At 64.3% G+C, this 10,947-nt stretch carries 13 protein-coding genes; 10 read left to right on the top strand and 3 right to left on the bottom strand.

Annotated features, from left to right (window positions below):
* The first annotated feature begins 36 nt into the window (after positions 1 to 36).
* Together earP and efp are read left to right on the top strand one after the other, a co-directional pair.
* On the top strand, positions 37 to 1,173 hold the full coding sequence (gene earP, locus ACF8C6_RS03000; protein WP_392497942.1) for an elongation factor P maturation arginine rhamnosyltransferase EarP: 1,137 nt from the start codon (positions 37 to 39) through the stop codon (positions 1,171 to 1,173).
* Between the two features lie 34 nt (positions 1,174 to 1,207).
* A complete protein-coding gene (gene efp / locus ACF8C6_RS02995; RefSeq protein WP_277690794.1) occupies positions 1,208 to 1,780 on the top strand; it encodes an elongation factor P in 573 nt (190 codons plus the stop codon).
* Between the two features lie 144 nt (positions 1,781 to 1,924).
* On the opposite strand, the gene ACF8C6_RS02990 is transcribed toward efp, so the two are convergent.
* The gene (locus ACF8C6_RS02990; RefSeq protein ID WP_277690793.1) at positions 1,925 to 2,881 is read right to left on the bottom strand and encodes a LysR family transcriptional regulator; all 957 of its coding nucleotides are present in this window, start codon (positions 2,879 to 2,881) and stop codon (positions 1,925 to 1,927) included.
* A gap of 98 nt (positions 2,882 to 2,979) precedes the next feature.
* Here ACF8C6_RS02990 and ACF8C6_RS02985 point away from each other — a divergent pair, with 98 nt between their 5' ends.
* Positions 2,980 to 3,732: a sulfite exporter TauE/SafE family protein gene (locus tag ACF8C6_RS02985; RefSeq protein WP_392497941.1), complete on the top strand. Its 753-nt coding sequence runs from the start codon at positions 2,980 to 2,982 to the stop codon at positions 3,730 to 3,732.
* 42 nt (positions 3,733 to 3,774) lie between these two features.
* Here the strand turns inward: ACF8C6_RS02985 and ACF8C6_RS02980 are convergent, their stop codons facing one another.
* The gene (locus tag ACF8C6_RS02980; RefSeq protein ID WP_277690792.1) at positions 3,775 to 4,629 is read right to left on the bottom strand and encodes a LysR family transcriptional regulator; all 855 of its coding nucleotides are present in this window, start codon (positions 4,627 to 4,629) and stop codon (positions 3,775 to 3,777) included.
* A gap of 94 nt (positions 4,630 to 4,723) precedes the next feature.
* Between ACF8C6_RS02980 and ACF8C6_RS02975 the strand changes: the two genes are divergently transcribed.
* The 7 genes from ACF8C6_RS02975 (at position 4,724) to ACF8C6_RS02945 (ending at position 10,081) form a co-directional block, all read left to right on the top strand.
* Entirely contained in the window at positions 4,724 to 4,981 is a 258-nt protein-coding gene (locus ACF8C6_RS02975; protein ID WP_392497940.1) for a DUF1127 domain-containing protein, read from the top strand.
* Between the two features lie 2 nt (positions 4,982 to 4,983).
* On the top strand, positions 4,984 to 5,934 hold the full coding sequence (locus tag ACF8C6_RS02970) for a DMT family transporter (RefSeq protein WP_392497939.1): 951 nt from the start codon (positions 4,984 to 4,986) through the stop codon (positions 5,932 to 5,934).
* Entirely contained in the window at positions 5,934 to 6,443 is a 510-nt protein-coding gene (locus tag ACF8C6_RS02965; protein WP_392497938.1) for a DUF3291 domain-containing protein, read from the top strand. Before ACF8C6_RS02970 ends, ACF8C6_RS02965 begins: the two co-directional genes overlap by 1 nt.
* Before the next feature lie 62 nt (positions 6,444 to 6,505).
* Positions 6,506 to 7,129 carry a c-type cytochrome gene (locus ACF8C6_RS02960; RefSeq protein ID WP_392497937.1) on the top strand — a complete coding sequence of 208 codons (624 nt, stop codon included), beginning with the start codon at positions 6,506 to 6,508 and terminating at the stop codon, positions 7,127 to 7,129.
* An 11-nt stretch (positions 7,130 to 7,140) separates the two neighbouring features.
* Positions 7,141 to 8,328, top strand: coding sequence for a cytochrome-c peroxidase (locus tag ACF8C6_RS02955; RefSeq protein WP_392497936.1), 1,188 nt, complete (start codon positions 7,141 to 7,143; stop codon positions 8,326 to 8,328).
* A complete protein-coding gene (locus tag ACF8C6_RS02950; RefSeq protein WP_392497935.1) occupies positions 8,328 to 9,869 on the top strand; it encodes a parallel beta-helix domain-containing protein in 1,542 nt (513 codons plus the stop codon). The genes ACF8C6_RS02955 and ACF8C6_RS02950 overlap by 1 nt, the downstream gene beginning before the upstream one ends.
* Positions 9,870 to 9,928: 59 nt before the next feature.
* On the top strand, positions 9,929 to 10,081 hold the full coding sequence (locus tag ACF8C6_RS02945) for a hypothetical protein (RefSeq protein ID WP_392497934.1): 153 nt from the start codon (positions 9,929 to 9,931) through the stop codon (positions 10,079 to 10,081).
* A 76-nt stretch (positions 10,082 to 10,157) separates the two neighbouring features.
* Here ACF8C6_RS02945 and ACF8C6_RS02940 read toward each other — a convergent pair whose 3' ends face one another.
* Positions 10,158 to 10,907, bottom strand: a complete 750-nt coding sequence (locus ACF8C6_RS02940) for a M48 family metallopeptidase (RefSeq protein ID WP_392497933.1) — start codon at positions 10,905 to 10,907, stop codon at positions 10,158 to 10,160.
* Positions 10,908 to 10,947 lie beyond the last annotated feature (40 nt).

Raw genomic sequence — 10,947 nt, 5'->3', positions numbered from 1 at the left:
CGACTAAGGTGCACGCCCAGTGATCCGGGGGTATCAATGAGCGAGCGTTGGGACATTTTCTGCTGCGTAGTGGATAACTACGGCGATATCGGGGTGACCTGGCGTCTGGCCCGGCAACTGGTTGCCGAGCAGGAGCTGCAGGTACGCCTTTGGGTCGATGAGCCCGCTGCGTTTGTGCGCCTCTGTCCACAGGCTGATGCTCGGCTGGCTGTACAGCTGATTGATGGCGTGGAGATTTGCCACTGGCCCAAGGACTTTCCGCTGGTGGAGGTGGCCGATGTGGTGATCGAAGCCTTTGCCTGCACGCTGCCGGCCAGTTACGTTGAGGCCATGACCGAGCGGGTGCGCAAACCGCTGTGGCTGAATCTGGAGTACCTCAGTGCCGAGGACTGGGTAGCCGGTTGCCACGGCCTGCCATCACCTCAGGCGGGGGGCTTGCAGAAATTCTTCTTCTTCCCCGGATTCAGCGAAGGCACCGGCGGTCTGTTGCGTGAGGGGGATCTACTCGCTCGGCGTCGAGCGTTCCAGGCCGATGTTCAGGCGCGACGAGCGTTTCTTGCCAGGATCGGTGTAACCCAGGCAGCCGGTACCCGGCTGATTTCCCTGTTCGCCTATGAGAACCCGGCGCTGGCCGGCTGGCTGGACGCCCTGGCGGCGGATACGCAGGCGACGCTGTTGCTGGTGCCCCAGGGGCGTATTGAGGGCGACCTGTGCCGCTGGTTTGGGGAGGAGCAGGCTGGTGTCTGGCAGCGTGGCAGTGTGCGGGCACAGCTGCTGCCGTTTCTCAGCCAGGCTGACTATGACCGGCTCTTGTGGAGTTGCGATTTCAACGCGGTGCGCGGCGAGGACTCCTTCGTTCGCGCCCAGTGGGCCGGCCGGCCGCTGCTGTGGCATATCTATCAGCAGGAAGAGGGGGCGCACTGGGATAAGCTGGAGGCCTTCCTTGATCGCTATTGCGCGGCTCAGACGCCTGAACAGGCGAGTGCTACGCGTGACCTGTATCGAGCCTGGAATGGTGCTGGTGACATGCAGCAGGCTTGGCTGGACTGGCTGGAGCAGTCCCCGGCCCTGACTGAGTGGGCTGAGAGCTGGTGCCAGCAACAAGCCTCTCGTCCTGATCTCGCCTCGGCACTGGTGCAGTTTTACCGAAATTGGCTATCATGCGCGGCCTAGAAATCTGTACCTCCATCCAAATCCGGATACTCGTATGAAAACCGCACAAGAAATGAAGCCCAACAGCGTGGCTCTGATCGACGGCCACCCGTGGCTGATTCAGAAAGCCGAATTCACCAAGTCCGGCCGTAACAGCGCCATCGTCAAGATGAAGCTGAAGAACCTGATCAACGGCTCCAAGACCGAGACCGTTTACAAGGCCGACGACAAGATGGAGCCGGTCATCCTTGAGCGCAAGGAAGTGACCCTGTCCTACATCAGCGGTGAGGACTACGTCTTCATGGACCCGGAGTACAACTCCTACGAGCTGCGCGCCGAAGATCTGGAAAGCGTTCTGCCGTTCATCGAAGAAGGCATGACCGACATCTGCGAAGCCGTGTTCTTCGAAGGCAAAGTGATCTCCGTTGACCTGCCGACCACCATCGTTCGCCAGATCACCTACACCGAGAACTCTGCCCGTGGCGACACTTCCGGCAAGGTGATGAAGCCGGCCAAGCTGCGCAACGGTACCGAAGTCAAGGTTGCAGACTTCTGCAACATCGACGACTGGATCGAAATCGACACCCGCGACGGTTCCTACAAGAGCCGTACCCAGGCGCCGGCCTAAGGCCCACGCCTCGCACGAAAAGCCCGGCCATGTGCCGGGCTTTTTCTTGCCTGCGTTTTGTTGTCGGTCTTGCTTTGAATGGGAGCGGCTTTAGCCGCGATGCTCGTGCCTTATGTTCGTTGGCAGAGCCGTTTTTGGAACAGATCAGTCCATCTTCAGGCCGCGCTGCAGGGCCAGATCCCAGGGGGGAACGGGCGCGAAGCGTTGCCTGAGGAATTCCAGCAACAGGCGGGTGCGTGAGCTGGCCTCGCTGGCCAGGCGCAGGGCATAGATGCCGCTGGGCTCGGCGGGCGGCAGACCGCCGTCGCAGAGCAGCGGTAGCAGTTCGCCGCGCAGCAGCTGCTCGCTGATCAGCCAGGTCGGCAGGTGGGCGATGCCTAGGCCGGCCACGGCACTGAACAGCAGGGCTTCGGCGTTGTTGGCGGTCATCCGCAGGCGGCCCGGGCGCAGCAGTTGCAGGCGGCCGTCGACCTCGAAGCGCCAGGCATGTGGCGGTGCCAGGGCGTCCCAGTCCAGGCCGTCATGTTCGGGAATCTCACGCGCATCGCGCAGCAGGCCACGGCGCTTGATGTAGTCGGGACTGGCGCAGAGGACGCGCACCATGGGCGCCAGAGGCGTGGCAACCAGGCGGGTGTCAGCCAGCGGGCCGATGCGCAGCACCAGATCCACCTCACCCAGGTGTTCGCCCTGCAGGTCGATGAAGCTGTCGATCAGACGTAGTTGCACGTCCAGGCCGGGATAACGGGTGAGGAATTCGGCAATGGCCGGCGCCAGATGGCGGCGGCCGAAGGGTGAGGGCGCGTCGATACGGATCAGGCCCTCCGGCGCGCTGCTCAGTGACACCGCTTCGGCGCGGGCCTGATGCAGTTCGGTCAGGATGCGCCGGGCGCGTTCGGCGAAAGCCAGGCCCGCTGGGGTGGCTTTGACCGCATGGGTGCTGCGCACGAACAACGCACAGCCAAGGGCGCGCTCCAGTGCGTCGATGCGCCGCGATACGGCTGAGGGCGTGAGCTGCTGGCGGCGCGCTGCCGCAGAGAAGCTGCCGCTTTCCAGCACATCCAGATAGAGCGCGAACTGGTCGGTGAGCTGATCGGGGTTCATGGTCTGCCTTTGCGTAATTGGCAAAGCCATTGTGCGTGGCTGTGCATTTCCTGGCTATCTTCTGTTGGCTAGCATGCCGTCCAGACTGTGGAGGTGGCATGAGCCTGATCGATCTGCTGTTGAATCTGCTGTTGGGCCTGGCGATGGGGACCGTGGGTGGCCTGTTCGGCATCGGCGGTGGCCTGGTGGCGATTCCCGCGCTGGGCGTACTGTTCGGCCTGGACCAGCAGCTGGCCCAGGGCACGGCGCTGGTGATGGTGGTGCCCAACGTGGTGCTGGCGCTGTGGCGCTACAACCAGCGCAACCGCATCGAACCCCGCTATGCGTTGCTGCTGGCGGGGTCAGGCATCGTCTGTGCCTGGCTGGCGTCGTTGTACGCCGTCGAGCTGCAGGCCGAGCGCATGCGCCTGGCCTTCGTCGGCTTTCTCGTGGTGCTGGCGCTGTACAACCTGACTCGCCTGTTTATGCGCACCCCAGTGGCTTCTCAGGCGTTGCGCTATCCCTGGCCCTGGCTGGGTGTCGTGGGCGGTGCGGCGGGAGCGCTGGGTGGGCTGTTCGGTGTCGGCGGCGCGGTGCTGGCGGTGCCGGTGTTGACCAATATCTTCGGTGCCGGGCAACTGATGGCTCAGGGGTTATCGCTGGCCCTGGCGCTGCCCAGTACCGGCGTGACGCTGCTGACCTATGCGCTGCACGATCATGTCGACTGGGCCATGGGCATTCCTCTGGCGGTGGGTGGCCTGCTCAGCATCAGCTGGGGGGTGAAGCTGGCCCATGCGCTGCCGGAGAAGGTGCTGCGTGGGTTGTTCTGCGGGTTTTTGCTGCTCTGCGCGGTGTCGCTGGCATTCAAGTAGCAGGGCGTTCATCGCGGCTGAAGCCGCTCCCACTGGGCCGGGCTACAGGCGAAAGCCTTCGACGATGTGTTCGGCCAGGGTGTCGATGACCTGTGAGCTGCGCTGCGAATTGCGCAACAGCACGATGCTGGTCGTGGGCAGGATGGGCAGGCCTTCGGCCTCGCCGAGGATGCGCAGGTCCGGGGTGATCAGGCTCTGCAACTGGGCGGTGACCGCCAGGCCCGCACCGACCACGGCGAAGATCGCCGACAGGCTGGGGCTGGTATAGGCGATGCGATAGGGGCGCTCCCTGGCGTCCAGCGCGTTGCAGGCCCAGGCGCGGCAGAAGCAGTCGGCGTTGAACATGGCCAGCGGCATCGGGTTCTGTTCGTGCGGGCTGAAGCCTTGGGCTTCGGCCCAGACGAAGCGCTCCTGGCGCAGCAGCTGGCCGATCTCCTTGCCCGGCTCGCGGGTGACGATGGTCAGGTCCAGATCCTGGCGTTGCAGCAGCTGGCCCGAGGGTTCGCAGTGCACTTCCACCTGCACCAGTGGGTAGGCCTGGGCGAAGCGCGAGAGGATGTCCGGCAGAAAACGCATCACGTAGTCGTCCGGCGTGCCGATGCGCACGGCGCCGACCATGTGCGGCTCGCGCAGGGTGTTGAGCACTTCGCCGTGCAGCTTGAGGATGCGCCGCGCGTAGCCCAGCAGTACCTGGCCTTCGGGCGTGAGGCGGACCTGGCGGCCGTCACGCTCGAACAGGGCGCGCTGCACCACGTCGTCCTCCAGGCGCTTCATCTGCATGCTCACCGCCGACTGGGTGCGGTTGACCGCCTCTGCGGCGCGGGTGAAGCCACCGTTGTCGGCGATAGCGACGAAGCTGCGCAGCAGTTCGGTATCGATGCTGGGATAGTTGGCCATTCATCAATCTCCAAGATGCGTGGCATAAGAAACATTCGTTGGATTGATCTTAAGCGTGAACCGAAACTGGCGCCAACCCCATAGGGAGGGCGTGATGATGAAAGGTCAAAAAGGTTTTGCCATCGCACATTCCATTTCGCTGGACAGTATTCACTGGCCGCGTCCGCGGCGGCTTTGGTGGCAGCTGCGGCGCTGGTGGCAGCTGGCGCGTGAACGCCGGCAACTGGCCATGCTCGATGAGGCCGCGCTCAAGGATCTCGGCCTGAGCCGTGGCGAGGTATTGCAGGAAAGCGAGCGGCCGTTCTGGGATGATCCGTTCACGCAAACAGGCCCTGGGCCCTTCGAGGAGTGATGATGTCGTCAACCGCTGTTCGCCAAGGTGCCGACCTGTTCTTGTTCCAGCTGATGCTGGTGTTGTGCGCCATCTGGGGTTTCCAGCAGGTGGCGATCAAGCTGGCGGCGGCCGATATCGCGCCGCTGCTGCAAGTGCTGCTGCGCTCGGCCATCGCCGCGCTGCTGGTGGGCCTGCTGTTGCTCTGGCAGGGTGGCTGGCACTCTTGGCTGTCCTGTACCTGGCGTGGCGGTCTGCTGGCCGGTGTGCTGTTCGCCCTGGAGTTCTTCTTCATTGCCGAGGGGCTGCGCCTGACCTCGGCTTCGCACATGGCGGTGTTTCTCTACACGGCGCCGATTTTCTCGGCACTGGGGTTGCACGTGCTGCTGCCGAGTGAACGACTCAAGCCCGCCCAGTGGCTGGGTATCGGTCTGTGCTTCACCGGCGTGGTGCTGGCCTTCGGCGCTGGCGCGCACTGGTCCAGCCTGGATCGGCGCATGCTGCTGGGGGATCTGCTGGGTCTGCTCGCCGGGCTGTCGTGGGGCCTGACCACTGTGGTGGTGCGGGGTTCTCGCCTGTCCGAGGCGCCGGCCGGGCTGACCCTGCTCTATCAGCTCGTGGCAGCGTCTGTCCTGCTTTTGGGGTATCTGCTGTTCACCGGGCAGCTCGGCCCCGTGCGCTGGACGCCCGTGGCGATCGGCTCGGTAGTGTTCCAGGGCGTGGTGGTGGCTTTTGGCAGCTACCTGATCTGGTTCTGGCTGCTGCGCCGTTACCTGGCCTCCAACCTGGCGGTGTTCTCGTTCATGACTCCGCTGTATGGCGTGACCTTCGGCGTGCTGGTGCTGGACGAACCGCTGACCCTGAACTTCGTCACAGGGGCCGCGCTGGTGCTAGTGGGCATCGTGCTGGTCAGCAGTCACGCCTGGCTCAGTCGGCGGGCGAAAAATCCAAGGATCGAAACGGAGTTACCTTGATGGCGAACTATCACCTGGCCCAGCTCAATATCGCCCAGCTCAAGGCCCCGCTGGAATCGCCGCAGCTGGCCGACTTCGTCGCCAACCTCGAGCGTATCAATGCCCTGGCTGAGGCCGCGCCCGGCTTCGTTTGGCGATTGCAGGACGAGGAGGGCGATGCCACCGCCATTCGCCCTTTCGGCGACGAGGTGCTGGTCAATATGTCCGTTTGGCAGGATGTGCAGTCGCTCAGCGACTACGTGTACAAGGGCGCACATACCGAAATGCTCAAGCGCCGTCGCGAATGGTTCGACAAGGTCGAGCAGGCGCACCAGGTGCTGTGGTGGGTGCCGGCTGGGCATTGCCCGGATGTGAGGGAGGCGGCCGAGCGCCTGGCCCATTTGCGCGAGCAGGGTCCGAGTGCATATGCCTTCAGCTTTCGACAGGCCTTTGCTGCGCCGGATTTGGCTGAATCGGATGGCAGAAATGGCGCTCATGGCACTTCTTTTCGCGCAGGCTTGGCACCATAGTTTCTGGGCTGCTGGGGATAGAGAGCAGCACCTGAATAACAACAAGAAATCGAGATGCCGCCGTGAAAGCCCGTTCCTTTTTTCTCTGCCTGGCCCTTGGCATGCCGGGCATTGCGCATTGTGCCAGCCCCGATGCCGGGCAGACCCTGTTCCAAAGCCAGTGCGTGGCGTGCCACGGCGCCAGCGCCGAAGGTAACGCCGCGCTCGGTGCACCGGCCCTGGCAGGGCAGCCGGCCGACTATCTGCTGCGCCAGTTGCAGCATTTTCGCGATGGTCAGCGCGGCGCTCAGCCTGGCGACACAGGCGGTGCGTTGATGGCGCCACTGGCCAAGTCCCTGACAGACACCGATGCGCAGGCCGTGGCCGACTATCTGAGCGGCCTGGCGCAACCGGTCGTTGCCGCCAGCCTGCAGGGCGATGCGGGTAACGGCGGCAAGCTGTATCAGGCCAAGTGTGCAGCCTGTCACGGCGGCAAGGGTGAGGGTAACCCGGCGTTCAGCGCGCCGCGTCTGACCCACATCGGCGACCAGTATCTGCTGCGCCAGGTCCAGCATTTCCGCCAGGGGCTGCGTGGTTACGACGCCCAGGACCGCTACGGTAAACAAATGAAGATGATGGCCGGCACGGTGAACGACGCCGAGCTGCAGGACATCCTCGTCCACCTTGAGCAGCTGGGGGCGCAATAATGGGGCGCGCGTTGTTTCTGGCCGCGAGCCTGCTGGCCTCGGCCGCCCAGGCGCAACCGGCGGTCATCGAGCTGTCCCAGGTCTGTCCGCCCGGTTTCGAGCAGGATGCCGACAATGCCTGCCACCTGCGTAGCCTCTATCAGCAGTACAGCTCGCTGGAGCAGCGCGGCGTTGGCGGCCTGAAGACCGCGCTGCCGCCCTATCGCGACGGTTTCACGGCGCAGCAGATCGACCTCGGCCGCCATCTGTTCTTCGATCCCGTGCTGTCCGGCGACCAGAGCCTGTCCTGCGGCAGCTGCCATCACCCCAAGCTGGGTTTCTCCGATGGCCGCGCACGCAGCCAGGGTATCCATGGCGAAGATGCCGGCCGCGCCGCGCCGAGCCTGTGGAACATGGCGTTCATGGGCAAGCTGTTCTGGGATGCTCGGGCCAGCACGCTGGAAGAGCAGGTGGCCGGCCCGCTGTATTCGCCCAAGGAGATGGGCAGCACGCCGCAGCAGGTGCTCGAACGCATCAACGCCAGCGGCGAGTACCGTCGCCTGTTTGCCCAGGCCTATCCGCAGCTGGGCGACAAGGACGTGGGGCTGGAGCAGATCTACGCCGCCATCGCCGCCTTCGAGAGTTCGCTGGTATCGCTCAACAGCCGCTACGACCAGTACGCCCACGGTTATGCCGAGGCGCTGAACGCCAAGGAGATCGAGGGTCTCAACGTGTTCCGTTCGTTCGTCGCGCGCTGCGCCGAATGCCACACGCCGCCGCTGTTCACCAACCAGCAGGTGGCGGTGATCGGCGTGCCGGAGCCCGAGGGCCGCGCCTTCGATCCGGGCGCCGGGGCGGTGTTCGACAACCCCACCTGGCGCGGCGGCTTCAAGGTGCCGTCGCTGCGTAACATCGCGCGCACCGCGCCCTATATGCATTCCGGCACGTTCGCCAGCCTGCGCGAAGCCAGCGAGTTCTACACCCTCGGCCGTGGCCACGCGCTGCCGGCCGAGGAGAAGGACAAGCTGACCCTGCACTGGCACATCTGGGAGCCGAAGCTGACCGATGAGGAGCTGGATCGCCTGGTCGACTTCATGCAGACCCTGACCGACGAGACCTTCACTCCGGCGATTCCCGCACAAGTACCGTCCGGCCTGGCGCCGCTCGGTCGTGAACCCGAGGCGCTGCGCGCCACACTTGCACAACAAGGAGAACAATAATGGGCAAGAAACTGCTGACCCTCGCCGCAGCCATCGGCCTGCTCGGCGGCGGCACCTGGCTGGGTACCCAGCTGGCCAGCGACAATAGTGCCACGGTGGTCGGCGGCGCCGATCGTTACGCCAGCCAGGTCGCCTTCAAGGGCGAGCTGGCGCAGTCGGTGGGTGCCAGTGGCAAGGGCCAGGTGCACGAGGTGCGTGACGGCCAGTCGATCCAGGAGGCGGTCAAGCGCGCCGCACCGGGTGACGTGATCCGCGTGTTTCCCGGCACCTACAAGGAAACCGTGTACATCGACAAGGACGACATCCTGCTCAGCGGGGTGATCGAGAACGGCAAATGGCCGACCATGGAAGGCGAGAGCAAGCTCAACGATGCGGTGCTCTACTCAGGCAACAACGTCACCGTGGAGAACCTGCGCATTACCCACTACAAGGGCAACGGGATCATGGGGCAGGCGGCCAACAACTTCCTGATCCGCAACAACCACGTGGTCGACACCGGGGTCTACGGCATCTTCCCGCAGCTGGGCAAGAACGGTCTGGTCAGCCACAACGTGCTCACCGGCATCGAGGACGCGGCGATCTACGTGGGCATGTGCGACAACATTCACGTGACCACCAACGAGGTGTTCGGCAACGTCGCCGGCATCGAGATCGAGAACAGCCGCCACGCCATCGTCGAGTACAACAAGGTGTACGACAACACTGGCGGTATTCTCGCGTTCATCACCCCCGGTCTGCCGATCAAGACCACGGTCGATGTGATCATTCGCAACAACTTCATCAACGACAACAACCATGCCAACTTCGCCGCGCCTGGCTCCATCGTTGCCGGTGTGCCGGCCGGTACCGGGATCATCGTGATGGCCGCCGACGAGGTGACCATCGAAAACAACATCATCACCGGCAACAAGAACGTCGGCATCGTCATCACCGATCACGACAGCTTCGCCAACATCTCCAAGGACCCGGAATCCGATCCCAAGTCGGACAAGGTGGCGATCCTCGACAACCTGATGTTCAACAACGGCAGCGAGCCGATCGACGAGATCAAGGCGCTCAAGCTTGCGACCTTCACCCAGGAGCCGGTGGACATCATCAACGTCGGCGAGAGCCGTGAAAGCTGCATCCTCGACCGCCAGCGCTACCCGACCATCGGCCTCAAGGACTATGGCACCTGCGGCTTCAGCAGCACTGTGGCGACCCGTACCTACCTGCTGCCGGAGCCGGCCGAACCGCATGCCTTCAGCGAGACGGACAAGGGCAAGATGGCCTATTACGGCGTCTGCACCGGCTGCCACGCCTACGGCATGCGCATGATCGGCCCGCCGGTGGAAGTGATCCAGGCGCTGTACATGGACAATCCCGAGGGGCTGGCCGAGTACATCGCCAACCCGCAGAAGAAGCGCGACGACTACCCAGCCATGCCCAAGCAGGACTACCTCAGCCCGGAAATGCGCCTGGCCGTGGCCAAGTTCATGCTCGGCGTGGACAACAAGGGCTTCTTCAACGACCCGGCGTCGAACGCGGCGCGCACGCAGTAATCCCACACTCTGGCAGCGTGCGCAGCGAGCGGGCACGCTGGTGTCTGGCGGCGCATGCCGTGCAGCTGGAGTTGGCACTGATGAGCGAGGAGGCGCTGCACGCCTGGGCTGATGAGCTGCGCGCCTGGGCGCAGTGGCTGGTGGAGGTGGCGTTGAACGGTCGTTCGCCGGTGACTGGGCTGTTACGGCCGCTGCTGAGGCAGCGACCGTAACCCTTGCGTGGGAGCGGCTTCAGCCGCGACAGATGAGTATCAAGCCCGATCGTGGCTCAAGCCACTCCCACAGGTGTTACTCGGCGGCGATGCGCTGACGAATATGCGCGGCGCGGTCGGCCGAGCCTGGGTGGGAGTCGAACATGCTGCTTTCGCCGCCGCCCTGTTCAGCCAGTTTGTCGAAGGCGCTCGCCAGCCCTTCCAGCGGCATGCCGCGCTGTTTCAGCAGGTCGAAGGAGAAGTCGTCGGCGGCGCTTTCCTGGGACTGGGAGAACTGTGCATTGATCAGTGCTTCGCCCAGGTCGCCCAGTTGCGAGCTGGACAGCGCCATGGCTGCGCTGTTGCCGGAGGCGGCGATGGCGCCACGGGCCACTGAAGTGGCGTAGGCGGTCTGCATGGCCTTTTTGGTGTGGCCGAGGGCGACGTGGCCCATCTCGTGGCCGAGCACGCCTTCCACTTCGTTGTCGTTCATCAGGTCCATCAGACCGCTGTAGACCCGTACGCAACCGTTGGCCATGGCCCAGGCATTGACCTCGTCGGTGAGGTAGACCTTGTAGTTGACCGGGGTGCCGCCGGCCTGGCTGCCGAGGTTGGCGGCGATCTTCTCCAGGCGCTTGCTGTACGTGCTGTCGGCCGGGGCGATGGGCGACTGGGCGTCCATCTGCGCGCAGGCTTTGTCGGCCATGGTTTTCACTTCGGCATCGCCGAGGGTAGCGGCCTGCATGGCTTGCAGCCCGGTGTTGAGCATGGCGTCGGGGCTCATGTTCTGGCAGCCGGCGAGCAGGGTGGCGAGGGCGAGGGCGGAAAGGGAGTGCTGCAGTTTCATGGAAATCGTCCTTGAAGGTGGATCGGCGGAAATGGCCAGG

The organism is Pseudomonas sp. zbq_18, assembly GCF_043102245.1.
Taxonomy (GTDB): Bacteria; Pseudomonadota; Gammaproteobacteria; order Pseudomonadales; family Pseudomonadaceae; genus Aquipseudomonas.
Note: the sequence above shows the minus strand (reverse complement) of the source record. Positions and strands in the feature narration are given on the sequence as shown.